This is a genomic window from Pseudoxanthomonas sp. 68-E7 (genome assembly GCF_057773145.1).
This window is the reverse complement of the sequence record NZ_JBYMTI010000001.1, coordinates 209,795-235,899: the sequence shown is the minus strand read 5'-3', so window position 1 is coordinate 235,899 and position 26,105 is coordinate 209,795. Positions and strand designations below refer to the sequence as shown.

At 68.6% G+C, this 26,105-nt stretch carries 22 protein-coding genes; 14 read left to right on the top strand and 8 right to left on the bottom strand.

Annotation, left to right across the window (positions count from 1 at the left end; translation table 11 throughout):
• Positions 1–263 precede the first annotated feature (263 nt).
• Complete coding sequence (locus tag AC3DE2_RS01085; RefSeq protein ID WP_488424680.1) at positions 264–2,417, bottom strand: adenosylcobalamin-dependent ribonucleoside-diphosphate reductase; 2,154 nt, start codon at positions 2,415–2,417, stop codon at positions 264–266.
• Between the two features lie 534 nt (positions 2,418–2,951).
• Here AC3DE2_RS01085 and AC3DE2_RS01080 point away from each other — a divergent pair.
• The 7 genes from AC3DE2_RS01080 (at position 2,952) to AC3DE2_RS01050 (ending at position 10,563) form a co-directional block, all read left to right on the top strand.
• Entirely contained in the window at positions 2,952–4,409 is a 1,458-nt protein-coding gene (locus AC3DE2_RS01080; protein ID WP_295382654.1) for a Do family serine endopeptidase, read from the top strand.
• 302 nt (positions 4,410–4,711) lie between these two features.
• Positions 4,712–5,077: a hypothetical protein gene (locus AC3DE2_RS01075; protein ID WP_141454151.1), complete on the top strand. Its 366-nt coding sequence runs from the start codon at positions 4,712–4,714 to the stop codon at positions 5,075–5,077.
• 10 nt (positions 5,078–5,087) lie between these two features.
• A complete protein-coding gene (locus tag AC3DE2_RS01070) occupies positions 5,088–5,573 on the top strand; it encodes a phage holin family protein (protein ID WP_295382653.1) in 486 nt (161 codons plus the stop codon).
• The gene (locus AC3DE2_RS01065) at positions 5,570–6,019 is read left to right on the top strand and encodes a protein sip-5 (RefSeq protein ID WP_488424679.1); all 450 of its coding nucleotides are present in this window, start codon (positions 5,570–5,572) and stop codon (positions 6,017–6,019) included. The genes AC3DE2_RS01070 and AC3DE2_RS01065 overlap by 4 nt, the downstream gene beginning before the upstream one ends.
• A gap of 611 nt (positions 6,020–6,630) precedes the next feature.
• Positions 6,631–7,725, top strand: coding sequence for an AI-2E family transporter (locus AC3DE2_RS01060; protein WP_488424678.1), 1,095 nt, complete (start codon positions 6,631–6,633; stop codon positions 7,723–7,725).
• A gap of 736 nt (positions 7,726–8,461) precedes the next feature.
• On the top strand, positions 8,462–9,199 hold the full coding sequence (locus AC3DE2_RS01055) for an HAD family hydrolase (RefSeq protein ID WP_295381676.1): 738 nt from the start codon (positions 8,462–8,464) through the stop codon (positions 9,197–9,199).
• Positions 9,196–10,563, top strand: coding sequence for a leucyl aminopeptidase family protein (locus tag AC3DE2_RS01050; RefSeq protein ID WP_488424677.1), 1,368 nt, complete (start codon positions 9,196–9,198; stop codon positions 10,561–10,563). The genes AC3DE2_RS01055 and AC3DE2_RS01050 overlap by 4 nt, the downstream gene beginning before the upstream one ends.
• Here the strand turns inward: AC3DE2_RS01050 and AC3DE2_RS01045 are convergent.
• The 5 genes from AC3DE2_RS01045 to AC3DE2_RS01025 form a co-directional block, all read right to left on the bottom strand.
• Complete coding sequence (locus AC3DE2_RS01045; RefSeq protein WP_295381663.1) at positions 10,554–12,260, bottom strand: diguanylate cyclase; 1,707 nt, start codon at positions 12,258–12,260, stop codon at positions 10,554–10,556. The two genes, AC3DE2_RS01050 and AC3DE2_RS01045, sit on opposite strands and share 10 nt — an antisense overlap.
• Positions 12,261–12,474: 214 nt before the next feature.
• On the bottom strand, positions 12,475–13,077 hold the full coding sequence (locus AC3DE2_RS01040) for a response regulator transcription factor (RefSeq protein ID WP_295381660.1): 603 nt from the start codon (positions 13,075–13,077) through the stop codon (positions 12,475–12,477).
• A gap of 49 nt (positions 13,078–13,126) precedes the next feature.
• Positions 13,127–14,302, bottom strand: coding sequence for a sensor histidine kinase (locus tag AC3DE2_RS01035; protein WP_295381697.1), 1,176 nt, complete (start codon positions 14,300–14,302; stop codon positions 13,127–13,129).
• 33 nt (positions 14,303–14,335) lie between these two features.
• The gene (locus AC3DE2_RS01030; protein ID WP_488424676.1) at positions 14,336–15,103 is read right to left on the bottom strand and encodes an ABC transporter permease; all 768 of its coding nucleotides are present in this window, start codon (positions 15,101–15,103) and stop codon (positions 14,336–14,338) included.
• The gene (locus AC3DE2_RS01025) at positions 15,103–16,020 is read right to left on the bottom strand and encodes an ABC transporter ATP-binding protein (RefSeq protein WP_488424675.1); all 918 of its coding nucleotides are present in this window, start codon (positions 16,018–16,020) and stop codon (positions 15,103–15,105) included. The genes AC3DE2_RS01030 and AC3DE2_RS01025 overlap by 1 nt, the downstream gene beginning before the upstream one ends.
• A gap of 246 nt (positions 16,021–16,266) precedes the next feature.
• Here AC3DE2_RS01025 and AC3DE2_RS01020 point away from each other — a divergent pair, with 246 nt between their 5' ends.
• The 4 genes from AC3DE2_RS01020 to AC3DE2_RS01005 all read left to right on the top strand — a co-directional run bounded on the left by AC3DE2_RS01020 (position 16,267) and on the right by AC3DE2_RS01005 (position 20,892).
• Positions 16,267–17,517 carry an efflux RND transporter periplasmic adaptor subunit gene (locus AC3DE2_RS01020; RefSeq protein WP_488424674.1) on the top strand — a complete coding sequence of 417 codons (1,251 nt, stop codon included), beginning with the start codon at positions 16,267–16,269 and terminating at the stop codon, positions 17,515–17,517.
• A gap of 165 nt (positions 17,518–17,682) precedes the next feature.
• Entirely contained in the window at positions 17,683–18,372 is a 690-nt protein-coding gene (locus AC3DE2_RS01015) for an ABC transporter ATP-binding protein (RefSeq protein ID WP_295381646.1), read from the top strand.
• Positions 18,373–18,389: 17 nt separating this feature from the next.
• Complete coding sequence (locus tag AC3DE2_RS01010) at positions 18,390–19,556, top strand: ABC transporter permease (protein WP_488424673.1); 1,167 nt, start codon at positions 18,390–18,392, stop codon at positions 19,554–19,556.
• Between the two features lie 10 nt (positions 19,557–19,566).
• Positions 19,567–20,892, top strand: a complete 1,326-nt coding sequence (locus AC3DE2_RS01005; RefSeq protein ID WP_488424672.1) for an ABC transporter permease — start codon at positions 19,567–19,569, stop codon at positions 20,890–20,892.
• A gap of 53 nt (positions 20,893–20,945) precedes the next feature.
• Here AC3DE2_RS01005 and AC3DE2_RS01000 read toward each other — a convergent pair whose 3' ends face one another.
• Positions 20,946–21,560 carry a nucleotidyltransferase family protein gene (locus AC3DE2_RS01000; RefSeq protein WP_488424671.1) on the bottom strand — a complete coding sequence of 205 codons (615 nt, stop codon included), beginning with the start codon at positions 21,558–21,560 and terminating at the stop codon, positions 20,946–20,948.
• Positions 21,557–22,522, bottom strand: coding sequence for an XdhC family protein (locus AC3DE2_RS00995; protein ID WP_488424670.1), 966 nt, complete (start codon positions 22,520–22,522; stop codon positions 21,557–21,559). The genes AC3DE2_RS01000 and AC3DE2_RS00995 overlap by 4 nt, the downstream gene beginning before the upstream one ends.
• Before the next feature lie 91 nt (positions 22,523–22,613).
• Between AC3DE2_RS00995 and AC3DE2_RS00990 the strand changes: the two genes are divergently transcribed.
• From AC3DE2_RS00990 to AC3DE2_RS00980, 3 genes are read left to right on the top strand one after another with little or no spacing between them, the layout of a single operon-like run.
• Positions 22,614–23,069: a (2Fe-2S)-binding protein gene (locus AC3DE2_RS00990; RefSeq protein ID WP_295381615.1), complete on the top strand. Its 456-nt coding sequence runs from the start codon at positions 22,614–22,616 to the stop codon at positions 23,067–23,069.
• Positions 23,070–23,123: 54 nt separating this feature from the next.
• Positions 23,124–25,325, top strand: a complete 2,202-nt coding sequence (locus AC3DE2_RS00985; protein WP_488424669.1) for a xanthine dehydrogenase family protein molybdopterin-binding subunit — start codon at positions 23,124–23,126, stop codon at positions 25,323–25,325.
• A 10-nt stretch (positions 25,326–25,335) separates the two neighbouring features.
• Entirely contained in the window at positions 25,336–25,914 is a 579-nt protein-coding gene (locus AC3DE2_RS00980; protein WP_488424668.1) for a hypothetical protein, read from the top strand.
• Positions 25,915–26,105: the final 191 nt, after the last annotated feature.

The following is a 26,105-nucleotide window of genomic DNA, read 5'->3' as shown; positions in this document are numbered from 1 at the left end:
CCTTTGGAGTGGTTTGGGTTGGCGGTAAAAGCAGCTCGCTTTGCTCGCCCCCCTCTCCTGCCCTTCGGGCATCCTCTCCCGCAGGCGGGAGAGGGAACTTTCGGGTTGTTTCCCGGGGAAGAGCAGTCGCTGCGCTCGCCTCCCTCACCTGCCCTGCGGGCATCCTCTCCCGCGAGCGGGAGAGGGGACTTTCGGTTGGTTTCTACGGGGCGTGTTCTTCCGGGTGCGGCGCGCGGCTGCGGGGCAGCGCGCGCCATCGGCCGTCAGAACTTGCCGTAGTAACCTTCCTTGAGCGCGTCGAACAGGTTGGCGGCGGTGTGCATTTCGCCGTCGTATTCGATCTGCTCGTTGCCCTTGACCTCGACCACGCTGCCGTCGTCCAGCTCGAAGCGATAGGTGGTGTTTTCCAGGTCCGCTTCCTTGACCAGCACGCCCTGGAAGGCGGCGGGGTTGAAGCGGAACGTGGTGCAGCCCTTCAGGCCCTGCTGGTGGGCGTAGCGGTAGATGTCCTTGAACTCCTCGTACGGGTAGTCCGTGGGGACGTTGGCGGTCTTGGAGATGGAGCTGTCCACCCACTTCTGCGCGGCGGCCTGCACGTCCACGTGTTCCTTGGGCGAGATGTCGTCGGCGGCGATGAAGTATTCCGGCAGCCTGGCCTCGGCTTCGTCGCTGAACGGCATCGCCTTGGGGTTGATCAGTTCGCGGTAGGCCAGCAGCTCGTAGGAATAGACGTCCACCTTCTCCTTGGACTTCTTGCCTTCGCGGATCACGTTGCGGCTGTAGTGGTGCGCGAACGAGGGCTCGATGCCGTTGGAGGCGTTGTTGGCCAGCGACAGGCTGATGGTGCCGGTGGGGGCGATGGAGCTGTGGTGGGTGAAGCGGCTGCCCACCTCGGCCATTTCATCGACCAGATCCGGCGCGACCGAGGCCACGCGCTGCATGTAGCGGCTGTACTTGGCGTGCAGCACCTTGCCGGGGATTTCCTGGCCGACCTTCCAGCCGTCCTTCGCCATTTCCGGACGCTTGCGCAGCATCTCGGCGGTGACGGTGAACAGCTCTTCCATGATCGGGGCGGCGCCCTTTTCCTTCGCCAGCGCCAGGCCCATTTCCCAGCCGGCCACGGCCATTTCGCGGGCGATGGATTCGGTGAACTCGCACGATTCCGGACTGCCGTACTTGTGCTTGAGCATGGTCAGGGTGGAGCCCAGGCCCAGGAAGCCCATGCCGTGGCGGCGCTTGCGCAGGATTTCGGCGCGCTGCTGTTCCAGCGGCAGGCCGTTCACTTCCACCACGTTGTCGAGCATGCGGGTGAACACGCGCACGACTTCCTTGTATTCCTCCCAGTCGAAACGCGCCTGGTCGGTGAAGGGATCGCGCACGAACTTGGTCAGGTTGACCGAGCCCAGCAGGCAGGCGCCGTAGGGCGGCAGCGGCTGCTCGCCGCACGGGTTGGTGGCGCGAATGGTCTCGCACCACCAGTTGTTGTTCATCTCGTTGACGCGGTCGATCAGGATGAAGCCCGGCTCGGCGTAGTCGTACGTCGAGACCATGATCATGTCCCACAGGTGGCGGGCGCGGATGTGGCCGTAGATCTTGCAGGCGACCAGGCCGTCGTCGCGGACCACGTAGTTCTTGTGGGTCGGCCAGTCGCGCCAGACCACCTGGTTGGCGTCTTCCAGGTCCAGGTCGCCCTTTTCCTTGATGTTGACCGGGAACACCAGCGGCCAGTCGGCGTCGTTGTTGACCGCGTCCATGAAGCCGTCGGTGATGAGCAGCGACAGGTTGAACTGGCGCAGGCGGCCGTCTTCGCGCTTGGCGCGGATGAAGTCCTTCACGTCCGGGTGGGACACGTCGAAGGTGCCCATCTGGGCGCCACGACGGCCACCGGCCGAGGACACGGTGAAGCACATCTTGTCGTAGATATCCATGAAGGACATCGGACCGGAGGTGTAGGCGCCGGCGCCGGCCACGAACGCGCCGCGCGGACGCAGGGTGGAGAATTCGTAGCCGATGCCGCAGCCGGCCTTGAGGGTCAGGCCCGCCTCGTGGACCTTGTCCAGGATGCCGTCCATCGAATCCTCGATGGTGCCGGAGACGGTGCAGTTGATGGTGCTGGTGGCCGGCTTGTGCTGCTGGGCGCCGGCGTTGGAGGTGATGCGGCCGGCGGGAATGGCCCCGCGGCGCAGCGCCCACACGAAACGCTCGTACCAGTAGGAACGCTTCTCGTTGGTGCTCTCGGCGTCGGCCAGGGCACGGGCCACGCGCTGGTAGGTGCCGTCGATGTCGGCGTCCAGGGCTTCGCCCTGCTTGGTCTTCAACCGGTACTTCTTGTCCCAGATATCCTGGGACGCCGGCTGCATGGGGATCTCGGTCCCGGTTGCCGCTGTCTTGACCGCCTCGAGGCGCACCGTGCTCATTTTGTGTTGTTCTCCTTGGTTCCTGAACCGGATTCTTTCTAGTTGTCGTGTTACCGCGGCGTGCCCGAATGACGGCGACGGCCGGCCCGCGCGCAGCGCTCCATCATGCGCGGCGCAGGTTGCCGGACTGTGTTGGCGGAATTGAGGGAAACGCGCTCACGTAGGCTCACGCAGGTCTGCTCACACCGTTCCATCGCCTTGGCCCCCTCCCCGGGGAGCCCCCTCTTGCCAAGCAAAAACACCAGTGCTTGGGCCGCTTTCGCACCAAACCGCTATATGTAGTGGCGGCACGAGATAGCCAAGCTACCCCCCGGGGTAGGGTCTGTCAATCGGCTTGATGCGCTTTTTTTCATGACAATCCGGGGTGATCCAGTGAAACCCCGGACAGCGTTGGCGTGGAACTTCATTGCGGGTTTAGGGGTCGATCCGCACACTCGTTCAGGATTCGCCTGCGCCCCTTGCAAGCCCGCGCCGGCGTCGCCATCCGAACGTCCGACACCCCCAGACACAGCCGCGATAAGACCGATGCGACCGATCCGACCGCTTCCCACCCTGCTCGCCCTGACCGCCGCCGCCGCGTTCGGCGGATTCGCCGCCACGGCCCTCCACGAAACCTTCCAGCAGCCCGCGCAGGCGATGCCCGCGGCCGCCATTCCAGTCGCCGCGACGCTGCCGGCCGCGGTCGGCGGCCAGCCGGTGCCGTCGCTGGCGCCGATGCTCAAGCAGGTCACCCCGGCGGTGGTCAGCGTGTACAGCCGCCAGACCGTGCGGGTGGCCAGCCCGCTGGGGCCGTTCGCCGACGACCCGTTCTTCCGCCGCATCTTCGGCATCCCCGACATGCCGCGCGAACGCGTGGAGCGCGCGCTGGGCTCGGGCGTGATCATCGATGCCCAGCAGGGCCTGATCCTCACCAACCATCACGTCATCGAGAATTCCGACGGCGTCTCGGTAACCCTGAGCGACGGCCGCACCATGGAAGCCGAGTTCCTGGGCTCGGACCCGGACACCGACGTGGCGCTCATCCGCATCCCGGCCAGCAACCTGACCGCCATCCCGATGGCCAACAGCGACCAGTTGCAGGTCGGCGACTTCGTGGTGGCGATGGGCAACCCCTACGGCCTCGGCCAGACGGTGACCTCGGGCATCGTCTCGGCGGTGGGCCGCAGCGGGATCCCGATGGCCGGCTTCCAGAACTTCATCCAGACCGACGCCTCCATCAATCCCGGCAACTCGGGTGGCCCGCTGGTCAACCTGCAGGGCCAACTGGTCGGCATCAACACCGCCAGCTTCAACCCGCGCGGCAGCATGGCCGGCAACATCGGCCTGGGCTTCGCGATTCCGATCAATCTGGCCCGCAACATCAAGGATCAGCTGATCGCCAACAACGGCGTGGTCAAGCGCGGCACCCTGGGGGTGGAGACCCAGAACGTGGACGAGCGCCTGGCCAAGGGCCTGGGCCTGGAGAATCCGCGCGGCGCGCTGGTGACCCGGGTGTACCCGGGCTCGGCCGCCGCCGCCGCCGGCCTGCAGTCCGGCGACGTGGTGCTGGCCGCCAACGGCCAGCGCATCGACAACGCGCCGTCGCTGCACAACTTCGAGGGCCTGCAGGATGTCGGCAGCCGGATCACCCTGGACGTGCGCCGCGACGGCAAGCCGCTGCAGCTGACCGCCACGCTGAAGGAAGGCCTGCGCTCGCTGGACGGCGCGACGGTGGATCCGCGTTTGACCGGCGCCACCTTCAAGGATCTGGACGAGGGCTCGCGCCAGCAGCTGCGCAGCATGGGCGCCGGCGGCGGCTTGCAGGTAGGCAACGTGGCTCGTGGCAGCCGCGCCTGGAACAGTGGCCTGCGTCCGGGTGACCTGGTGGTGGGCGGCAGCAGCGGCGACTTCGCCGACCTGGCCAGCTTCCGCGCCAGCTTCGATCGCAAGCCGCAGCAACTGGTGCTGCAGATTCTGCGCGGGCGGAGCTCGGGCAATCTGCTGATGCAGTAGGCGGGCAGAAGCCAAAGGCAAATCCCCCTCAATCCCCCTTTTGCAAAGGGGGAGGCGGAAGCGGCATCCGGTCGAGGTGAAACACAACGAAGCATTCCCCCCTTGCAACGCTTCTCAACAGCCGAATGGCTGATCAAGGGGCGCTTCGTTTTGTTTTGCCTCCCCCTTTGCAAAAGGGGGATTGAGGGGGATTTGCTTCTGATTCCGGGATTTGCGAAAAGCCCGCACCGGGCCGCATAACAGCCCATTCATGCCCACCTGCTATAGAGTGGAGCGGCAATCCCTCACTGCTGGAGACGACGATGAGCAATCCCACCGCTACCGATGCGATGAAGAGCAATCTGGGCGAGGCTGGTTCGCACCTGAAGTCGGCCGCATCCGCTGCCGGCGAGGCGATCAAGGGCGCAGCCGGCGCGGCCGGCGACGAGCTGAAGCTGGGCAAGGCCAACGTGAAGTCCGAGCTGGCCGACAGCGCGCTGGCCGGCATCGCCGCCGCCGAAGTGGGTGGCGCCGCCGCCCGCGAACAGGTGGACGCGCTGATGGACAAGGGCCGCGATCTGATCGACAGCGCCGCCGACCTGATCCGCGAGCGGCCGCTGGCCTCGTTCGGCGTGGCCTTCGCCGCCGGCTGGATCATCGCCAAGCTGGCACGCAGCGGCGACAAGTAAGCCGCCGCGCGTGAGCGTTCCTCCGGAATCGGCCGACGCCGAAGCACCCGCGGGCGCCAAACCCGGGCTGGACGACAGCCTGCGCGAGGTCGGTGCGGCCGGCAAGGCCGCGCTGGCATCGGCCGGTGACACCGGCCGCGCGCTGCGCCGGCTGGTCTCGGCGGATCTGGCGCTGGCGCGCAGTGCGTTCGGCCGCGCGCTGGCCTGGGCCGGCGTGGCGATCATCTTCGGCGCATCCGCATGGCTGCTGTGCGCGGGCGCGTTGATCGCCCTGTTGCAGCGGCTGGGCTGGTCCTGGCTGCAGTCGCTGTCGGTGACCGCGCTGGTGAGCATCGGCGTGACCGTGCTGGCGGCGTGGAAGGTGGGCTGCTATTTCGATCACACCGGCCTGCACGCCACCCGTCGGCAGTTGCAGCGGCTGGGCCTGTTCGATGAGGACGAGCCCGATCCGGAGCACGGTCCGGAAGGCGAGGACGGCCCGGGAGCGGCGCGATGAAGTTCGAACGCCTGCAGCACCGCGTGCAGCGCGCGGAGCAACTGGTCGAAGGCCGGGCGATGCAGACCCAGGCGCACTGGCGCACGCTGAGCCAGGTCTGGCGCGACAGCTGGACGCCCGGACGCATCATGATTGCCGGGCTGGTCAGCGGTTTCCTGGCAGGGCGTGCCGAGCCCCTGCGCTCGATGAATGGTGCACGCTGGTTGCAGATGGTCGGTTCGCTGAGCAGCCTGTTCGCCACCGTGCAGGCCGCCACCGCCGCCGATCAGGCCAGCGAGGCGGCGGACACCGCGCAGGCGGTGCAGGAAGAGCAGGAGGCCGGCGCGCAGCCGGGAGCGGCCTATCCGCCGGAAGAACCGCTGGTGGATGAAGCCTTCGACGAGGAAGAGCTGCCGCTTCGCCAGCCGATGCCGGCCGAAGCGGCGACCGAGATGTCGGAGCGCTAGGCGTGCGCGCCGGCGATCGTTTCCTCCGGTGAGTCTTCTTCTTCGCTGAGTTGTGTTGATCCTTTCTTTGAGGAAGGGAATTAGGCGATTTGCTTTTCCGCGTAAAGCAAATCCCCCGGTCGCCTGCGTTGCCCCCCTCTTCGAAGGGGGTAACTCAAACGCATTCCGACACTGCTCTAGGCTTCCCGGCTTTTGCTTTCCTCCCCCTTCGGAGAAAGGGGACCGAGGGGGATTTGCTTTTCCGCGCAAAGCAAATCCCCCGGTCGCCTGCGGCGCCCCCCCCTTCTTCGAAGGGGGTAACTCAAACGCATTCCGACACTGCTCTAGGCTTCCCTGCTTTTGCTTTCCTCCCCCTTCGGAGAAGGGGGACCGAGGGGGATTTGCTTTTCCGCGCAGAAGCAACCCGCCCGATCGCCTGCGGCATCCCGCCCTTTTTCCAAACGAGCGCTGGCTTCATGTCGCCAGCTGCGTGTCGACCCGGCGTGAACGCAGCCAGCCTTGCCTTCACGCCATGACGATGACGCCTGCCGGAACCCGTCCGGCCGCCGCATTGGCCGTGCGCAAGCGACCCGGAGCGGCATAATCGGACACCGTTTCCAGGAGCGCCGTTGATGTCCGTTCCGATCAGTGCCGAGACTGCCGCCCCCGAATCCACGCCGTTGCCGCCCCGCCCGCGCGCGCCGATCGCGCTGGTGGTGCTGGCGACGCTGGCGGTCGGGTTCACCCTGTGGGCGGCGCAGGACGTGGTGCTGCCGGTGTTGCTGGCCGCGTTCTTCGCGCTGGTCGGCAATCCGATCATCCGCCTGTTGCGGCGACTGTACCTGCCGCGTTTCTTGGCCGCGCTGTTCGTGCTGATCGGTGGACTGGCCGGCGCGGGCACCCTGGGCGTGCAGCTGTGGCAGCCGGCCTCGGTGTGGTTCCGCGAGGCGCCGCGCGAACTGCGCCAGTTGGCGCCGAAGCTGCGCGAATGGACCAAGCCGGTGCAGGAAGCCAACCGCGCGGCGGAAAACTTCGCCCGCGCCGCTGGCGGCGAAACCGGCAAGCGCCCGCAGATCGTGCGCACCGCCCAGGACGATCCCTATCGCGCGCTGACCACCACGCCCCGGCTGGTGGCCTCGATCCTGGCGGTGGTGCTGCTGACGTTCTTCTTCATGGTCTACGGCGAGAACCTGCAGCGGCAGGCCATCGCGCTGCTGCCGAGCCGGCAGCAGAAGAAGTTCACCGTCGCCATCCTGCACTCCATCGAGCGCGAGGTGTCGCGCTACGTGCTGACCATCAGCGTGATCAACACGGTGGTGGGCCTGATCTTCGGCGCGGCGCTGTACCTGCTGGAGATGCCGCTGACCGACGCGATGTTGTGGGGCACGCTGGTGGCGCTGCTGAACTTCGCGCCGTACGTGGGGCCGCTGATCGGGGTGATGATGATGTTGCTGGTGGGCTTCATCACCTTCGACGAACCGCTGTACACGCTGTTGCCGGCGGGCATCTACCTGGTGCTGCACACGCTGGAGGGACAGATCGTCACGCCGATCATCCTGGGACGGCGGATGGCGTTGTCGCCGTTGGTGTTGATCCTGGCGTTGATGCTGTTCGGGTGGGCGTGGGGGATGATTGGCTTGCTGCTGGCGGTGCCGTTGCTGGTGTGTGTGAAGTTGGTGCTGGCGCGGGTGGAGGGGATGGAGGGGTGGGCGCGGTTGCTGGAGTGATTTCGGTTTGCGCGCGTCTGTTCCTGTGAATGGGCGCTGGCGCGCGCGGGTGACGTCGGTTGTTGGAGATGGTGCGCTCGCCGCGAGGCGTTCCCCCAAAGAAAGCACACCCCTAGCCGGCGTGCCCTCCGCGCTACGCGCTCCGGGTCCGCAATCGGTCCGGGAATTTCCGGAAGGGGCATCCTGCCCCTGCCGGAAACGGCGCACATCCCTGTGCGCCGCCCTTCGGGTTTTACCCGGCCCGCTTGCCACGCCTTGACGGGGACCCAAAAGGCAAAAGCCGAAGCAAGAGCAGCGCAACGGCGGAATGTCGAACGCAGGTGTGTCTTTGCTGCTTTAGCTTTGGCTTTGGCTTTGGCTTTTGCCCTTGCTCCTGGGCCCCCTTCCGCAGCGGTGGCGACGGTGGGTAAACCCGCAGGGCGCCGCGCACGACGCGCGGCGTTTTGGGCCGGCACACGGATGTGCCGTCCCAAAATTCCCATCGGCGACACGAACCCCAGCCGCTTCGCGGCTGGGGCGCGAGGACCGGGGTGTGTTTCTTTGCTTACTTTCTTTGCACAAGCAAAGAAAGTAAGGCCCCGCGGCGAGCGCGCATCGATGACAACCGACACCCATCACCGCGCCAGCGCCAGATATCGCCCCAGCTACCCTCCCTCCACGAACCTACTCACCCAGCAAAACCGCCCGAAATACCCACCACAGGCACCCCCTCCCCCACCGGGTTAAAATCTCCCCCGTGAGCTTCCCCGTCCGCGCCATCACCCTCGACCTCGACGACACCCTCTGGCCGTTCGCCCCCATCGGCGCGCGGATCGAACGGGTGCTGCACGACTGGCTGCTCGAACACAGCCCGCGCACCGCCGAACTGTTCCCAATCGAACGCATGCGCGCCCTGCGCGAGCAGGTCTTCGCCGGGCATCCGGAACTGATCCACGACCTCAGCGCGATGCGCCGGCTGACCCTGCAGCAGGCCCTGCACGACAGCGGCGCGGATCCGGCGCTGCTGGAGCCGGCCTACGAGGTGTTCTACGCCGCCCGCAACCAGGTCGAGTGCTACCCCGACGCCATCGACGCGCTGCTGCGCATCGCCGCGCGGGTGCCGGTGGCGGCGGTGACCAATGGCAATGCCGACCTGGAGCGGATTGGCCTGGCCCGGCATTTCGTGTTCCAGCTGGGTGCGCGCGAGCATGGTTCGGCCAAGCCAGAACCGGGCATCTTCCACGCCGCCTGCGAGCGCCTGGGCGTGCCGCCGGCGCAGGTGCTGCACGTGGGCGATCACATCGACCTGGACGTGGTTGGCGCGGCGCGCGCCGGCCTGCGTACCTGCTGGCTCAACCGGGTGGATCACGTCGACCACCTCGCCGGGTGGCCGCATCCGGATCCGTTGCCGGATCTGGAATTCGCCACCCTCACCGCACTGGCCGACTGGCTGGATGCCCATCCCGACTTCGCCACGGAGCATGCCCGCGCATGAACCTTTCCCCCGCCTACACCCAGGACGCCTCGCAGGCGCGGCCGCTGCACATCGTCGAGCGCGGCGGCTGGGAAAGCTGGCGCGACGCCCAACCCGCCGCCGTGCGCGCCTGGCTGGAAGCGCAGAACTACACCGCCGCGCCGGGCACGCTGGCGCTGCTGCCCGGCGCCGACGGCCTGGCCGGCGCGGTGATCGGCGTGGGCGATCCGCTGGATCCCTACAGCTACGGACACGCGCCGTTCGGATTGCCCGCAGGTGACTGGCAGGTCGCGGGCGCGCCGGATGCCGGCATCCGCGCCGCGCTGCAACTGGGCTGGGGCCTGGGCAGCTACCGGTTCAGCCGCTACAAGACGCCCTCGCGCACGCCGGCCCGGCTGGTGCTGGAAGAGATCGATGCCGAAGCCGGCGACCTGCTGACCGCCAGCCTGCGCGTGCGCGACTGGGTCAACACGCCGACCGAGCAGATGGGACCGGAGCAACTGGAAGCCGAAGCCCGCGCGATCGCGCAGGCGCATGGCGCGGACATCGAGGTCATCACCGGCGAGCAACTGCTGGCGCGCAACTTCCCCGCCATCCACGCGGTCGGCCGCGCCTCGCACCGCGCGCCGCGCCTGATCGCGCTGCAATGGGGCGATCCGACGCACCCGCACGTGGCGCTGGTCGGCAAGGGCGTGTGCTTCGACACCGGCGGCCTGGACATCAAGCCGGCCGACGGCATGCGCAACATGAAGAAGGACATGGGCGGCGCGGCGCACGCGCTGGCGCTGGCCGGGCTGGTGATGGCGCGGCAACTGCCGGTGCGCCTGACCCTGCTGGTGCCGGCGGTGGAGAACAGCATCGGTCCCGACGCGTTCCGTCCGGGCGAGATCATCGCCACCCGCAAGGGCATCAGCGTGGAAATCGACAACACCGACGCCGAAGGCCGGGTGGTCCTGTGCGACGCATTGACCTATGCCGGCGAGCAGTCGCCGGAGATCGTGCTGGACTTCGCCACCCTGACCGGCGCGGCGCGGATCGCGCTGGGTCCGGACCTGCCGGCGCTGTTCGCCAATGATGATGCGCTGGCCAATGACTGGATCAACGCTGGCGATCGCATGCGCGATCCGGTCTGGCGGATGCCGCTGTGGCGTCCCTACCTGCGCTACCTGACCAGCAACGTGGCGGATCTGGCCAATGCGGGTTCACGGATGGCCGGCGCGGTCACCGCCGCGCTGTACCTGGAGCGCTTCCTGCCCGCCACCCAGAAGTGGGCGCATCTGGACGTGTATGCCTGGAACGACAGCGATCGTCCCGGCCGACCGGCCGGCGGCGAAGCGCTGGCCCTGCGCAGCGCCTACGCGCTGCTGAAGGCGCGCTACGCCTGATGCAGTACCGGGCCGCCGGCTTCGGCGGCCGCTTCCACCCGGTCCCGGCCCCTGCGCTTGGCGTGGTACAGCGCTTCGTCGGCCAGACGGATCAGTTGCTCGCCCTCGCGACCGTGGCGCGGATAGGTGGCGACGCCGATCGACACGGTGACCGCCGGCAGTTCCTGGCCCATGTGGCGGATGCGCATCGCCCCCACCGCCGCGCGGATGCTCTCGGCGCGTTCGCGTGCGATGTCCATGTCGGCCTCCGGCAGGATCAGGGTGAACTCCTCGCCGCCGTAGCGGCAGGCGATGTCCTCGGCGCGCGCCAGCTTCTGCAGCAACTGGCCGAAACCGGACAACAGCGTATCGCCGCCGACATGGCCGTGCAGATCGTTGAAGGCCTTGAAGTGATCCAGGTCCATCATCATCACGCTCAGCGGCAGGCCGCGCCGTTCGCAGCGGGCCAGTTCGCGCGCGAGTGACTCTTCCAGGTAGCGGCGGTTGAACAGGCCGGTCAACGGTTCGCGGATGGACTGGATGCGCAGGCGCTCCTGCAGTTCCAGGTTGGACAGCGCCATCGACAACTGTTCGGCGGCGGTCTCGACCAGGTCCTGGCGGGCGAGGAACGCATCGTCATGGCTGGACAGGTACAGCAGGCCCAGCTGGGTGCCCTGGGCGATCAGCGGAATGCAGGCGGTGGTCGGCGCGGCATGCAGGGCCGGCGCCACCAGGTGGGTGCAGCCGAGCATCTCGGCGTGGGCGCGATGCACGTGCGGCTGGCCGCGGCGCAGCGCCCAGCAGGCTTCCAGCGGGAACATCGCGCCGCTGTGCAGGGCATGCTCGCCCCAGTGCGCGGCTTCCTCGGCGTAGTCCTGCGAGGCGCGGATGCGATACAGCGTGCCGCCCACCTCCGGCAGCAGGCGGGAGAAATGCTGGGTCGCCAGGCGGATGGCTTCCTCGCTGCGCACGCAGCTCTGCAGCATGCCGCTGTAGCGGCTGAGATCGTTGAGGTCCTCCCCGTGCGCTTCCAGCTTTTCGATGGTGACCATCAGTTGCCGGCGCGCGTCGCTGCTGGCCGCCTCGGCGCTGGCGCGGCGGCGGATTTCGCCGACCAGCAGCCAGTAGACCAGGCCGACCACCGCCAGCCCCAGCGGAATGCCCAGCAGCGCCAGTCCGCGCAGCAGGTTGGCGCTGTCGTGGCTGGAGCGCGCGCGCAGGGCCAGCAGGTCGCGTTCGGCGGTGACCAGTTCCTCGGCCTGCCGGTGGATGTTCACCGAGGCCTGGCGCACTTCATGGTTGATGGAGCGCTGCGCGGCGGCCAGGCCACCGAGCCGGTAGTTGCCCAGGGTGGCTTCCATCTGCGACAGCCGGCGCAGGATATCAATCCGCCAGGACGCCGCCCGCCGCCCCTGTTCGGGGTTGTCGCGAACCATGTCCTGCAGGCGCGTGAGCGCGTCGGGCAGCTGGTCGCGACTGCGGCCGTAATCGGCCAGATAGCTGACGTTGTTGGTGAGCAGGTAGCCGCGCTGCGCGGACTCGCTGTCGTGCACCGCCGATTCGATGTCGCCGATGAGCGCGATCACTTCGTTGGTGTGGGTGACCCGGTTGGCGTCGGAAATGAAACGCTGGGCCCCATAGAACACGCCCGCGCCGATGGCGACGAAGATCAGTGCGGCGGTGAACAGGCCGAGTCGATTGGCTTGGCGGGGTCTCACAGGTATCCGGGCGGCCACGTCAGTCGGTGCAGCCTAAGCATCGCAAGCAGGCACGACAATCCCGCAAGCCTCGATATGGAACCTGCGACACATCACGCGGGCGATGTCGGTTTCGTCACGACCTTTATGTACGCGGATGGGGAAGCGGCCTCGCGCGGGGCGCGCCGTGGGAACGTACGCTCACGCATGTGGAAGCCGCGATTACAGCGCCGGGCTACAGCAGGCCGCGCTGGCGCGCCAGCCGATAGGCTTCGATGCGGTTGCTGACGCCGAGCTTGCCGATCGCCTCGGACAGGTAGTTGCGCACGGTGCCCTGCGAGAGGTTGAGCTGGCGCGCGATGTCGCCGGCCGACAGGCCCTCGCCGGCCAGCCGCAGCACCTGGCGTTCGCGATCGTTGAGCGGATCGGTTTCGCTCCAGGCTTCCAGCGCCAGTTGCGGTTCGATGGCGCGGCCACCGGCGTGGACCTTGCGCAGCGCGGCGGCCAGTTGATCGGCCGGCGCATCCTTGAGCAGGTAGCCCGACACGCCCGCGTCCAGCGCGCGCCGCAGGTAGCCGGCGCGGGCGAAGGTGGTGACGATCACCACCCGCGTGGGCCATTCATGGCGATGGATGCGCTGGGCCAGTTCCAGTCCGGTCAGGCCGGGCATCTCGATGTCGGTGACCAGCAGATCCGGGCGCAGCCGCTGCAGTTCGCGCCAGGCCGATTCTCCGTCGGCGACCGCGCCGACGACCTCGATGTCCGCTTCCAAGTTGAGCAGCGCCGTCAGCGCGCCGCGCACCATCGCCTGATCTTCGGCCAGCAGCACCCGGATCATGCGCGTGGCGATTCCACCGGCTCCGCGGCGTGCGGCATGCGTGTTGTCCTCAGGATTGCGCGGGCAGCAAGGATGCCGCGCCCGGCACCTGCGGCGCCAGGGGGCCCATGGGCAGACTCGCTTCCAGCACCGTCCCGCGCCCGGCGCGGGCATCGATGCGCAGGCAGCCGCCCAACGCTTCCAGCCGCTCGCGCATGCCGCTCAGGCCGTTGCCGGGCACGATGGCGCCGCCGCGACCGTTGTCCTCGATGCGCAGCCTCAGGTGGCCGGCGGCCACTTCCAGTTGCACCCGCGCGGTGCTGGCGCGGGCATGCCGTTGCAGGTTGGTCACGGCTTCGCGCACGGTCAGCGCCAGCACGGTTTCCTGTTCCGGCGACAGCGGCGGAATCTCGGCCGGGCAGGTCAGCACCACGCCGTCGGATTCCAGCAGCAACCGTGCGGATGCGAGTTCGGCGGCCAGACCGGCCGCGCGGATGCCGGTGACCGCGCTGCGCACCTGCGCCAGCGCGTCGCGCGCGACCCGGCTGACCTCGTCGATTTCGCGCCGGGCCGCCACCAGGTCCCGATCCAGCAGCTTGCCGGCGAGATCCGATTTCAGCGCCACCAGCGACAGCGTATGCCCCAGCAGATCATGCAGATCCCGGCCGATGCGCTCGCGTTCGGCCATCGCCGCCAGCCGACGCACTTCCTCGTGGCTGAGCATCAGCGCGGCGTCGGCCTGGGCCTTGCGGGCGAAGCTGATGTTCATCAGCCCCACCGCGAATCCGACCATCAGCGTGCTGGCCAGGTAGATCAGCGGCCAGCCCAGCACCATCCATTCGATCGAATAGGCGGCCAGCAGGGCCAGCATCCAGATCACCGCCGGACGGGTGGCGCCGGTGAACGCCATGAAGGCGCAGGCGTAGATCATGTAGCTCTGCGCACCGGGATTGAACGGCGTCAGCGCGTAGCCCAGCCCGGCCATGCCCAGCGCGTTGAACAGCATGTGGCGGCGATCGCGGTAGTAGGCGCCATGGAACAGCAGCAGGAACACCGCGTAGCTGGCCAGGGTGGGCCACAGCCAGTGCGGGAACGACGCCGGATTGGACATCGGGGTGACGAAGATCCAGATGGACCAGATCAGCATCAGCAGCGGGAACCAGCGCCCCGTGCCGCGCCCGCGCAGTTCGCTGCGCCGCTCATGCAGGTTTGCCAGCGAGTTCTCGGATACGGGCGGGAAGTACATGAACACGTGGACCCTCCGAAACGAAACCGGCACTCAGGCCGGACGCGCCAGCCGCCGCCACGCCAGCAGGCCGAAGACGACGGTGACGGCCGCCAGCACGGCCAGGTGCAGGACCAGCGGCTGGCCCGCGTCCTTGCCCACCACCCACAGGGCGATCTGGGCCAGATGATACGCCGGCCACAGCTGCGCCAGCTGCGACAGCGTGGCCGGCAACATGCCCAGCGGCACCCACAGGCCGGACAGGAAGGCCATCGGCAGATACACGAGGTTGATCACCGCGGGCGTGCCCTGCCCGCCCACGAGACAGCCCAGCCACAGGCCAATCGCGGCGAACGGCAACACGCCCAGCACGTTGACCAGCAGCAGCGCGCCCCATTGCCACGGCGACAACGCGACCCCGGCCAGGCCGACGGCGATCAGTGCCAGCAGGATCGACACGACGGTGGCGAAAATCATCGCCATGGCGGTCTTGGCCAGCAGATAGGCGGCTGGCGGCATCGGCAGTGCGCGCTTGAGCGCCAGCAGGCCCTGTTCGCGATCCAGCGCCACGCTGACCCCGAAGCCGAACAGCGCCACGCCCATCACCCCGAACACGCCGTAGGTCGCCAGGAAATAGCGCGCGGCCACGTCGCCGCCACGATGGGATCCCAGCAGCACTCCGAACAGCAGGTAGAACAATGCCGGGAACAGCAGCGTGGGCAGGGAGAACGACGGCGTGCGCAGCAGGCGCAGGAATTCGTAGCGGGCTTCCAGCAGGTAGGCGCGCAGCGGCGAATGCGAAGCGACGGTCATGGCGTCCATCACGCGGCCTCCTGTTCGCGGCCCGGCCGGGTCAGGGCGACGAAGGCCTCGGCCAGGCCGGCGCGGGCCACTTCCAGTTCGGTCAGCGCCGCGTCCTCGGCCAGCAGCCGGCGCACCACCGGTTCGGCCAGATCGACGACGATCTCCAGCCGTCCGCCCTCGCGCCGCGCGCTGCGCACCTGCGGCCAACCGGCGACGACGTCCTCCGGCAGCGCGGTCAGGCAGCGGATGCGCCGCTGCGCGACCCGCGCGCGCACTTCGGCCACGCTGCCTTCGGCGACCACGCGACCGGCGTCGATCACGGTGACGCGATCGGCCAGTGCCTCGGCTTCCTCCAGATAGTGGGTGGTCAGCAGCACCGCGCAGCCATCGGCGACCAGTTCGCGGATCGCCTTCCACAAGGTCTGTCGCGCCTCGATGTCCAGGCCGATGGTGGGCTCGTCGAGGAACAGCAATTGCGGCCGCCCGCAGATCGCCAGCGCGAACTGCACGCGCCGCTGCTGGCCACCGGACAACCGGCCGTAACGGCGTTCCAGCAATCCGTCCAGGCCGGCCATCGCCACGCAGTCGGCCACGCTGCGCGGGGCCGGGTAATAGCTGCGGGTGAGATCCAGCAGCTCGCGCACCTTGAGCGTTTCCGGAATGCCGGCGCTCTGCAGCATCACCCCGATCCGCCGACGCACCGCGGGCGCGCCCGGCGCCTGCCCGAACAGGTGGACGTCGCCGCTGTCGGGAGGTTGCAGGCCCAGCAGGATCGCGATGGCGGTGGTCTTGCCGGCGCCGTTGGGCCCCAGCAGCGCCAGCAGGCGCCCCGGCGCCAGCGCCAGATCCAGTCCGGCCAGCGCGGTGACCGCGCCATGGCGCTTGTGCACGGCCCGCAGGCGGGCCGGCTCGTACTGCGGTGTCTGCGTCTGCATGTGGCGGGGCTCCGGGACAGCGGGGATGGAGACCAATCTAGGCCGCGGATGCTGGGCCCGGCAGTGGCGGTGTTCATGCACAGCGGATGACAGCTGTCACTTGGTCGCGGGGCCCTTGCCGGGCATCCTGTGCCCTCCCCGCCCCGGGAGGCGGGACGATGTCGCCGGCAAACAGATGACTTCCGGCAACTGGGCCGGGTTAATCTTGCCGGTCACACTTTCCGCTCTCGCCCGTCTGGACAAGCGATGAACAATTCCGCTGATCTGCTGAAGGAACTCCGCATCGATCGCAAGGCCGCGCCGCCGGAACCCCCGTCGCGCCGCGGACTGTGGATCGGACTGGGCGTGGCGGTGCTGGTCGTGCTGCTGGCGTTCGGCGCCTGGTTCGTGTTCGGGCGTGACAAGGGCATCGAGGTGAAAACCGTCGCGGCCACCGCGATCGGCAATGGCGGCGGTGGCGGTTCGGCCTCGGTGCTGGACGCGACCGGCTACGTGGTCGCGCGGCGCATGGCCACCGTGTCGGCCAAGGTCACCGGCAAGGTCCAGGAAGTGCTGATCGAGGAAGGCATGCGGGTCGAGGAGGGCCAGGTGCTGGCGCGGCTGGAGCCGATCGACGCCGATGCCGAACGCGCCCTGGCCGAGAGCCAGTTGCAGGCCGCGCGCAGCCAGAGCACCGGCGTGCAGGCGCGGCTGAAGGAGGCCGAGGCCAACGTGCGCCGTCTGTCGCAGCTGACCCAGCAGCAGTTGGTCGCGCGCTCGCAGTACGACCAGGCCGTGGCCGAACGCGACGCCCTGCGCGCCGAGGCGCTGACCTCGCAGCGCAACCAGCGCGCTGCCGCCGACCGCCTGCGCATCGCCGACATCGGCAAGGACAACACCGTGGTGCGCGCACCGTTCTCCGGCGTGGTGATCGCCAAGGCCGCCCAGCCCGGCGAAATCGTCTCGCCGCTGTCGGCCGGCGGCGGTTTCACCCGCACCGGCATCGGCACCATCGTCGACATGGATTCGCTGGAAGTGGAAGTGGACGTGGGCGAGGCCTTCATCGGCCGGGTGCAGCCGAAGATGCCGGTGGAGGCCACCCTCAACGCCTACCCGGACTGGAAGATTCCGGCCGAGGTGATCGCCATCATTCCCACCGCCGATCGCGGCAAGGCCACGGTGAAGGTGCGCATCGCGATCAAGGTGAAGGACCCGCGCATCGTGCCGGACATGGGCGTGAACGTGAGCTTCCTGGAGACCGAACAGCCGGCCAGGGACGCTGCCCCGCAACCGCAGGGCGTGCGGGTGCCGGCCGCGGCCATCGCCGAACGCGCCGGCCAGCAGGTCGCCTTCGTGGTCAACCGCGAGCAGCGCGTCGAACAGCGCGCGCTCCAGGTCGGCATGCTGATGGGCAACGATCGCCAGGTCCGTTCCGGGCTGGCGGCCGGCGAGAACGTCGTACTGGATCCCCCCGCCGAACTGAAGGACGGCGGACGCGTGCGCACGGCCGGCGAGTAATCCCGCCGGCCGCGCGCGCGGCACCAAACCGGACGCGCGAACCCGGTCGAATCCGGGTCTCCCCGTTCGTCATACACCTGTCGGGACCGCCGGCGGCACGCGCCGTGGCCCCGGCGGAGGAATCCCACCACCACGCCGGGGCCGCCCGGCCATCGAGGAGTTGCCATGTCGTCCCTGGTTTCGATCCGCAATCTCACCAAGACCTACCAACGCGGTCCGGAGAAGGTCCATGTGCTGCATGGCCTGGATCTGGACATCGGCCGCGGTGACTTCGTCGCCCTGATGGGCCCGTCGGGTTCGGGCAAGACCACGCTGCTCAACCTGATCGGCGGACTGGATTCGCCGACCTCCGGCGACATCGAGATCGATGGCGAGCACATCAACCGGCTCAGCGCCGGGCAGTTGTCGCAATGGCGCAGCCACCACGTCGGCTTCGTGTTCCAGTTCTACAACCTGATGCCGATGCTGACCGCGCAGAAGAACGTCGAGCTGCCGCTGCTGCTGACCAAGCTGGGCGCCGCGCAGCGCAAGCGCAATGCCGAAATCGCCCTGCAGCTGGTCGGCCTGGCCGAACGCAAGTCGCACCGCCCGAACGAACTGTCCGGCGGCCAGCAGCAGCGCGTGGCGATCGCGCGGGCGATCGTGTCCGACCCCACCCTGCTGATCTGCGACGAGCCGACCGGTGACCTGGACCGCCAGTCGGCGGAGGAAATCCTGGGCCTGTTGCAGACGCTCAACCGCGAGCATGGCAAGACCATCGTGATGGTGACCCACGATCCCAAGGCAGCCGAATACGCGTCGCACACGCTGCATCTGGACAAGGGAACCCTGGTCGAACAAGTGCAACACGCCTGAGCGCGGGAGCGTCTGCCATGAAATATCTCCATCTGATCTGGGCGGAACTGTTCCGCCGCAAGACGCGCACCATCCTCACCCTGGTCTCGATCCTGGCCGCGTTCCTGCTGTTCGGCATGCTCAACGGCGTGCGCGAGAGCTTCGATCAGGCCGGGCAGAGCGCGCAGGGCGCCAAGCGACTGCAGACCGGTTCGCGGCTGTCCTTCATCGACACCCTGCCACTGTCGCTCAACGACCGCATCGCGCGTACCGACGGTGTCACCGCGGTCACCTACGCCAACTGGTTCGGTGGCGCCTACCAGGACGCGCGCAACCAGATTTTCAGCTTCGCGGTGGCGCCGAACTACCTGGACCTCTATCCGGAAATCGAAGTGGATCCGGCCCAGCGCCAGGCCTTCGCCCAGACCCGCACCGGCATCCTGGTCGGCGAGGGGCTGATGAAGCGCTTCGGCTGGAAGGTCGGGCAGAAGATTCCATTGCTGTCGACCATCTTCCCCAACCGCGACGGCAGCAAGAACTGGTCGTTCGACATCGTCGGCGTGATGAAGCCCAAGGACAAGGCCGCCGGCGGCTGGTACGACCAGATGCTGCTGATGCACTGGAAGTACTTCGACGAATCCTCACCCTACAACCGCGGCTCGGTGGGCTGGTACGTGAGCGGCGTGGGCGACGTCAACCAGGCCGACCGCGTGGCCAAGGCGATCGATGCGCTGTCGGCCAACTCCGATCATGAAACCAAGACCCAGACCGAAGCGGCGGCCACGGCCTCGTGGATGAAGCAGATGGCCGACATCGGCCTGATCGTCGGCTCGATCATGGGCGCGGTGTTCTTCACCCTGCTGCTGCTGACCGGCAACACCATGGCCCAGGCGGTGCGCGAGCGCATCCCGGAACTGGCGGTGCTCAAGACGCTGGGCTTCAGCAACGGCAGCGTGCTGGGGCTGGTGCTGGCCGAATCGGTGCTGCTGGTGCTGATCGGCGGCGTGCTGGGCCTGGGCCTGGCGGCGTTGCTGGGACCGGTGTTGTCCGCCGGCAGCGGCGGCGTGATCAACATGCCGCCGGTGGGCGCGCGCAGCTGGGCGATGGGACTGGGCCTGATGCTCGCCATCGGTTTGCTGGTGGGTGCGCTGCCCGCTCTGCGGGCGATGCGCCTGAACATCGTCGACGCCCTGACCGGCCGATAGGAGCACACACATGGGTATTCTCAAATCATTCCTGCGCGGTCTGGGGCTGTTCCTGCTGGTCATCATCGGCATCGGCGCGTGGCTGGCCCTGCCGTGGCCGTTCCTGCTCGGGCTGGTGGTGATCTTCCTGGCCTGGATGTTCTTCACCCGGCGCGGTCGCCAGACCGGTTCGGTCACCCAGGTGGGGCTGAGCACGCTCGGCCAGCGCATCGGTTCGTCGTCGGTGATCGTGATCGGCATCGCCGGCGTGGTCGCGGTGCTGGTGGCGCTGCTGGCGATGGCCGAGGGCTATCGCGAGACGCTGCGCAAGAGCGGTGGCGAGGACAGCGCGATCGTCCTGCGTGGCGCTTCCGCGGCGGAAGTGATGTCCACGCTGATGCATGACAGCGTCAACGTCATCAGCCAGGCGCCGGGCATCGCCCGTGATGCGCAGGGACGTGCGCTGGTGTCGCCGGAACTGGTGGTCGCGGCCAACCTGCCGATCAAGGGCGGCCTGCCCGACGAGGACGGCAGCGTGCAGTTGCGCGGCGTCGGTGAAGCCGCCTGGACGGTGCGCCCGAACACGAAGATCATCGCCGGCCGCAAGTTCGCCACCGGCCGCCGCGAGCTGGTCGCTGGCAGCGGCGCGCAGCGCCAGTTCGCCGGGCTGGAGCCGGGCAAGCAGATCCGGCTGGGCAACCAGACCTGGGACGTGGTCGGCATCTTCCACTCCGGCGATGCGATGGACTCGGAACTGTGGGGCGACGCGGAAGTAGTGGCCACCACCTACCGCCGCGGCAGCTCGCGCACCTCGGTGACCGCCAAGCTCGTCAACGCCGAAGCGTTCAAGGGCTTCAAGGAAACCCTGTCCAAGGATCCGCGCCTGGACGTGGACGCCAGCACCACGCTGGAGTACTTCAGCAAGCAGTCCGAGGGCATGACCAAGGTGATCCGGATCATCGGCATGGTGGTCGGCGGCATCATGGCCATCGGCGCGGTGTTCGGCGCGCTCAACACCATGTTCGCCACCGTCGCCACCCGCGCCCGCGAAATCGCCACGCTGCGCGCGATCGGTTTCCGCGGCGTGCCGGTGGTGGTCGCGGTGATGCTGGAGACCATGCTGCTGGCGCTGCTGGGGGGATTGTTGGGCGGCGTGCTGGCCTGGCTGATATTCAACGGTTTCACCGCCTCCACGATTGCCGGCGGCGTCGGGCAGTTGACCTTCGAGTTCAAGGTTTCGCCGGAGGTGCTGTGGACCGGCATCAAGTGGGCACTGGCGATCGGTTTCGTCGGCGGCCTGTTCCCGGCCCTGCGCGCGGCACGGCTGCCGGTGACCGAGGCCCTGCGAGCGGCCTGAGCCTGCGCGCCATGCAGTTCGAAAACGGCCGGCTCTCGCCGGCCGTTTTCCTTTCAGGCGCCGGGTGTTACCGCCGGATCGATCCAGCCACGCGCGCACGCCTCGCGCAGATCCGCGGGGGTATCCAGATCCCGGCTCAGTTCCGGCGCATCCAGCAAGGCGATGCGTTCCCGTCCGCGTGCCGCGAGCAGGCCGCGCAGGCCACGATCGCCGGTCAGGCCTGATGCCTGCGCCAGCAGATCCGCCGGGACCAGCGCCGGTACCCCGCACGCATCGCCATGCCGGGTCGCGGCACATCCCTGCGCGGCGAAACCTTCGCTCAGCGCGCGCAGATGCGCGGCCTCCAGGGCCGGCTGGTCGCAGATCAGCAGCAGGCAGGGGCGCGATGCATTCATGAGCACGCTCGCCGCCAGGCGCAGGCTGCTCGCCAGGCCTTCTTCCCAGTCGGCATTGCGATGGATGTCCACCGGCAGGCCATCCGCCGCCGCCGCCACGGCGTCGGCATCGCTTCCCACGATCAACAGCAGGCGTTGCGGCATGGTGGCCGCGGCCAGCCGCGCGCAGCGATGCACCAGTGTTTCGCCATCGCGGGTGAGCAGTTGCTTCGGTTGGCCGAGCCGGCGGCTGCCGCCGGCGGCCAGCACCACCGCATCGTGCGCGAAGGTCATGCCGGTTCGCCGGCCAGCACCGCCTGCAACTGCGCGGCGATGCTCAGGGCGATCGCTTCCGGCCCCTGCCCGCCCAGGCGCAGGCCGATCGGCGACCGCAGGCGATGGCGCAGGCGTTCGCGTACGTCGGCTGGCAGCACCTTGAACAGATCGTCGCGGCGGCGGCCCGGCCCGAGCAGGCCGATGAAGGGCAGTCCGGTGTCCGCCAGCGCCGCCAGCGCTTCGCGATCCAGTTCGAAATGGTGGTGCATCACCAGCGCAGCGTCGTGGTCACTGGCGCGCAACGCCGCGTCCGTGGGCGACACCTCCCAGGCCTGGTCGGCCAGCGCCGCCGCGGGCCGCCAGCGGGGGCGCCGTTCGGCCACGGTGACCCGCCAGCCCAGTTCGCGCAGCCACGGCACCAGCAAGGGTGTCTCCGGCCCGGCGCCGCAGATCAGCACCCTCGGCGCGGCGCGGATCGCGAGCGTGTAACCGGCCTGGCGCGGCGCCTCGGCCGGTGGGGCGGTCGGCAGCCGCCATTGCGCCGACTGCTCGTCCAGGCGCACCTGGAGATCGCCTGCGGCGGACAACGTCCAGTGCAGCGCGGCACTGCCCTGCCGCCAGGCGTCCAGCAGCGTTGCCAATCCATCCAGCCTGGCCAGCGGCAGCAGCGCCAGGTGCAGGCGTCCGCGGCAACCCACCGCCGATCCGGACAGCAGGTCTTCGTCGTCGCGGGTGTCGATGTCCATCCAGTCCAGCGCGCCCGCCTCGGCCGCGGCCTGTGCGCGGCGCTGGATATCCGGCTCCAGGCAGCCGCCGCTCAGCCAGCCGACCTGGCCGTCGCGGCCACCGAAGAGGGCCATCGCGCCGGCATGCACATAGGTGGACCCCTCGGTGTCCACGACGATTGCCAGTGCCGCAACGGCGTCGCCGATCGCCATGGCCCGCATGGCGGCTTCCAACACCTTGCGCTGGCTGGACATGGGGCTCCGAAAAAAGGTCGCCGGACGGCTTGGCAATGTCGCATCCGCGGGCGTAATGTGCCAACTCCCCCGCCGACGCCAGGGAACGAACATGAAGCTGCATGTGAATGGTTCCGAGCACGACGTCGAAGCACCACCCGACATGCCGCTGCTCTGGGTCCTGCGGGACCTGATGAAACTCACCGGCACCAAGTTCGGTTGCGGCATCGCCCAATGCGGCGCCTGCACCGTGCATATCGACGGCACGCCGCTGCGTGCCTGCGTCACCCCGGTGTCCGCGGTGGCCGGCAAGAAGATCACCACCATCGAAGGGCTGTCGCCGGACGGACGCCATCCGGTGCAGCAGGCGTGGGCGGAGCTGGACGTCGTGCAGTGCGGCTACTGCCAGTCCGGCCAGATCATGACCGCCGCCGCGTTGCTGGCGGTGGTGCCCAGTCCGAGTGATCAGGACATCGACCAGGCGCTGGCGGGCAACCTCTGCCGCTGCGGCACCTATCCGCGCATCCGCGCGGCGGTGCATCGCGCGGCGCAGCTGGGCAAGGCCTGATTCTTCTCTTCCCCCGCCGGGCCATCCGGCCCGGTGCCTGATCGGAGAACGTTCGTGGACGCCAAGCCTGCGGATTCCGTCGCTTCCTCTTCCCGCCGCCAGTTCCTCAAGGCCGGCGCCGTCCTCGGCGGTGGCCTGGTCATCGGTTTCGTGGTGCCGGCCGCCGGTCGCTTCGCGCTGGCGCAGAACGCCACGGCGCCGGTCGCGGCGGCACCGTTCGCGCCCAATGCGTTCCTGCGCATCGCCGCCGACGACAGCATCACCGTGCTGCTGTCGCACTCGGAAATGGGCCAGGGCATCTGGACCACCCTGCCGATGCTGATCGCCGAGGAACTGGATGCTGACTGGACGAAAATGAAGGTCGAGCATGCGCCCGCCGCGCCGGCCTACGCGCACACCGCCTTCGGCATGCAGATGACCGGCGGCTCGACCAGCACCTGGTCCGAATTCGATCGCTACCGCATGGCCGGCGCCACCGCGCGCGCGATGTTGCTGCAGGCCGCCGCGCAGCGCCTGGGCGTGCCGGTGGCGGATCTGAAAACCGAGAACGGCGCCGTGGTCCAGGGCGATCAGCGGCTGCGCTACGGCGACCTGGCCGATGCGGCCGGACAGCTGAAGGCCCCGGATCCGAAAACGCTGACGCTCAAGGATCCCAAGGACTGGAAACTGATCGGGAAGGGCGCCAAGCGCCTGGACACGCCTGAGAAGATCACCGGTCGCGCGATCTTCGGCATGGACGTGCAGTTCGACGGCCTGCTGACCGCCGTGGTCGCGCGCGCGCCGGTGTTCGGCGGCACGGTGAAATCGTTCGACGCCACCGCCGCCAGGGCGGTACCCGGCGTGCGCGACGTGGTGCAGGTGCCGAGCGGCGTGGCGGTGATCGCCGATCACTACTGGGCCGCGTTGCAGGGCCGCAATGCGCTGAAGGTGGACTGGGATCGCGGTCCGCACGCGGATCTGGACAGCGCGCGGTTGCGCGAGCAGTTCGCCGCGCAGGCGCGCACGCCCGGACCGGTGGCCGTGCAGGCCGGCGATGCCGCCGCGGCGATGGCGCAGGCGGCCAGGGTGGTGGAAGTCGAATACAGCGTGCCCTATCTGGCGCATGCGCCGATGGAACCGCTGAACTGCACGGTGAAGATCGTCGCCGACGGTTGCGACATCTGGACCGGCACCCAGTTCCAGACCGTCGACCAGCAGGTCGCCGCGCGCATCACCGGATTGAAGCCGGAACAGATCCGCATTCACACCACCTTCCTCGGCGGCGGTTTCGGCCGGCGCGCGACGCCGGTGTCGGACTTCGTGTCCGAAGCGGTGGAAGTGGCCAAGGCCGCCAGGGCGCCGGTCAAGACGGTGTGGCCGCGCGAGGACGACGTGCGCGGCGGCTACTATCGCCCGGCCTACGTGCAGCGGGCGAAGGTCGGCCTGGGCGCGGACGGTACGCCGGTGGCGTGGCAGCAGGTGATGGTCGGCCAGTCGATCACCGCCGGCACGCCGTTCGAACCATTCACGATCAAGAACGGCATCGACGCCACTTCGGTCGAGGGCGTGGCCGATTCGCCGTACGTGCTCGGCACGCCCGCGCACCGGGTGGATCTGCATTCGCCCAAGACCGGCATCCCGGTGCTGTGGTGGCGTTCGGTGGGACACAGCTACAACGGCTTCGTGATGGAAAGCCTGGTCGACGAACTGGCGCATGCGGCCGGGCAGGATCCACTGGCTTACCGCCAGCGCCTGCTGAAGGATCATCCGCGCCATCTGGCCGCGCTGAATCTGGCGGCGGAGAAGTTCGGCTGGGGCAAACCGGCGGCGAAGGGACGCGGTCACGGCATCGCGGTGCATGAATCCTTCGGCAGCTACGTCGCGCACGCGGCGGAAGTGTCGGTCGATGGCGGCGTCATCCAGGTCCATCGCGTGGTCTGCGCGATCGACTGCGGACTGGCGGTGAACCCGGACAACGTCAAGGCGCAGTTGGAGAGCGGACTGGCGTTCGGCCTGGGCGCCGCGCTGCACGGGCGCATCACCTTCAAGGACGGCGAAGTGGAGCAATCCAATTATCACGACTATCCGGTGCTGCGGCTGCCGGAGATGCCGGTGGTCGAAGTGCACATCGTGCCCAGCACGGACAAGATGGGCGGCGTCGGCGAGCCCGGCACGCCGCCGATCGCGCCGGCAGTCGCCAATGCGGTGTTCGCCCTCACCGGCCAGCGCCTGCGCGATCTGCCCTTCACCCTGGCGCCCGCCGCCAAATCCGCCTGAGGAACCGACGATGCGCGCCGCCGCCCTCTTTCCCATCGCCGCGCTGATGCTGCTGCTGGCCGCCTGCGGCCCGCGCATCAGCGCCGAACAGAAGGCGCAGGCCCTGCAGGCCTTCGCCACCGTCGAGCAGGTGTTCCAGCATCCACGCTGCAGCAACTGCCACATTCCGGGCGATCAACCGTTGCAGTTCGACAGCCAGACCCCGCACATGATGAACGTGGTGCGCGGCCCCGAAGGCAAGGGTGCGCCCGGGCAACCCTGTTCGACCTGCCACGGCGAAGCCAATCCGCCCGCCGGCTACAGCGCGCATGCGCCGCCGGGCGCACCGCATTGGCAGCTGCCGCCGCCGGATCACAAGATGGCCTGGATCGGCCTGCCGGCCGCCGAGCTGTGCGCGATGATCCAGGATCGCAAGCGCAACGGCGATCGCGACATGCCCGCGCTGATCAAGCACGTCAGCGAGGACAAGCTGGTGCTGTGGGGCTGGAATCCCGGCGGCAGCCGCGCGCCGGTGCCGGTGCCGCACGATCGGTTCGTCGCCGCCTTCAGGACCTGGGCCGACGCCGGCGCGCCCTGCCCGTCCCGGTAGGGCCGGGCTGGCCCGGCTGTCGTTGCCATCGCACGGGCCCGCACCGCGCTCGCGGCGCGGTGCACCCTTGGGCCAACCGCCCCCCTCCAGGCAAATCCCGGCTTAACCGTCATCTTTTTGTCATCGTTCTGCGATAGCAGCGGCCGCGCGACGCCGGTAAGGTGCGCGACCGCTGTCCCTCCCCCCGATGA

Bases quoted from the DNA above. Each gene is read 5' to 3' on its own strand.
- AC3DE2_RS01085 (WP_488424680.1), bottom strand. From the start codon at position 2,417: ATGAGCACGGTGCGCCTCGAGGCGGTCAAGACAGCGGCAACCGGGACC.
- AC3DE2_RS01075 (WP_141454151.1), top strand. From the start codon at position 4,712: ATGAGCAATCCCACCGCTACCGATGCGATGAAGAGCAATCTGGGCGAG.
- AC3DE2_RS01065 (WP_488424679.1), top strand. From the start codon at position 5,570: ATGAAGTTCGAACGCCTGCAGCACCGCGTGCAGCGCGCGGAGCAACTG.
- AC3DE2_RS01060 (WP_488424678.1), top strand. From the start codon at position 6,631: ATGTCCGTTCCGATCAGTGCCGAGACTGCCGCCCCCGAATCCACGCCG.
- AC3DE2_RS01050 (WP_488424677.1), top strand. From the start codon at position 9,196: ATGAACCTTTCCCCCGCCTACACCCAGGACGCCTCGCAGGCGCGGCCG.
- AC3DE2_RS01040 (WP_295381660.1), bottom strand. From the start codon at position 13,077: ATGATCCGGGTGCTGCTGGCCGAAGATCAGGCGATGGTGCGCGGCGCG.
- AC3DE2_RS01035 (WP_295381697.1), bottom strand. From the start codon at position 14,302: ATGTACTTCCCGCCCGTATCCGAGAACTCGCTGGCAAACCTGCATGAG.
- AC3DE2_RS01030 (WP_488424676.1), bottom strand. From the start codon at position 15,103: ATGGACGCCATGACCGTCGCTTCGCATTCGCCGCTGCGCGCCTACCTG.
- AC3DE2_RS01025 (WP_488424675.1), bottom strand. From the start codon at position 16,020: ATGCAGACGCAGACACCGCAGTACGAGCCGGCCCGCCTGCGGGCCGTG.
- AC3DE2_RS01020 (WP_488424674.1), top strand. From the start codon at position 16,267: ATGAACAATTCCGCTGATCTGCTGAAGGAACTCCGCATCGATCGCAAG.
- AC3DE2_RS01015 (WP_295381646.1), top strand. From the start codon at position 17,683: ATGTCGTCCCTGGTTTCGATCCGCAATCTCACCAAGACCTACCAACGC.
- AC3DE2_RS01010 (WP_488424673.1), top strand. From the start codon at position 18,390: ATGAAATATCTCCATCTGATCTGGGCGGAACTGTTCCGCCGCAAGACG.
- AC3DE2_RS01005 (WP_488424672.1), top strand. From the start codon at position 19,567: ATGGGTATTCTCAAATCATTCCTGCGCGGTCTGGGGCTGTTCCTGCTG.
- AC3DE2_RS01000 (WP_488424671.1), bottom strand. From the start codon at position 21,560: ATGACCTTCGCGCACGATGCGGTGGTGCTGGCCGCCGGCGGCAGCCGC.
- AC3DE2_RS00995 (WP_488424670.1), bottom strand. From the start codon at position 22,522: ATGTCCAGCCAGCGCAAGGTGTTGGAAGCCGCCATGCGGGCCATGGCG.
- AC3DE2_RS00990 (WP_295381615.1), top strand. From the start codon at position 22,614: ATGAAGCTGCATGTGAATGGTTCCGAGCACGACGTCGAAGCACCACCC.
- AC3DE2_RS00980 (WP_488424668.1), top strand. From the start codon at position 25,336: ATGCGCGCCGCCGCCCTCTTTCCCATCGCCGCGCTGATGCTGCTGCTG.